The organism is Ruegeria sp. AI2, assembly GCF_056541275.1.
The window spans coordinates 1-525 of sequence record NZ_JBQFYB010000098.1 but is presented as its reverse complement, the minus strand read 5'-3'; the positions used below and the strand labels follow the sequence as shown (position 1 = coordinate 525).

The 525-nt window shown below is 54.9% G+C and carries 1 protein-coding gene; it reads left to right on the top strand.

Annotation, left to right across the window (positions count from 1 at the left end; genetic code table 11):
• The coding region (locus ACR0LL_RS21365) for a helix-turn-helix transcriptional regulator (RefSeq protein WP_480589354.1) at positions 1 to 525 on the top strand (525 nt) is incomplete at both ends.

The window sequence follows — 525 nt, the reverse complement described above, 5'->3', positions numbered from 1 at the left end:
ATTGCCGACAGGTCCACGGCGCAGGTGCAGTATCTGGAGTCATCTGGGGCACCACTACGCAAACTTGCCATCGCGGGGCAGTTGGACTGGTTCAGTCAGTTTCAGCCAGAAGTCGATGTCGAAGAAGACGCCGTCTCTTCTGTACCGGCGATGATCCCGGCTATGCCAAAGATCGACACATACTCCGCCACTTTGTGGACCCCGAGCGCGCGCATTATTCGCCTGGCAACCCAGATCATACTTCCACCGCCCGAAGACAGCCAGCAGCAATTGGGATTGTACCGCATGTCCAAAGGCATCGAAGTCTTGCGCAATATGTCAGAGGAGAAAAACAGCCATCGTTTGGATATGGCCGGTCAGGTAGATGGTCGCCGCAAGGCCGAAGATATGCGGCTGTATATTCTCGACAACCTCAGTTGCGATCTGACCACAGGGCAGCTTGAGGACAAATTCTGCCGCAACCGCCGGTCGCTGCAGCGGACGTTTAAGTCTGAATATGGTGTCAGCATCTTAGAATTTGTGCGC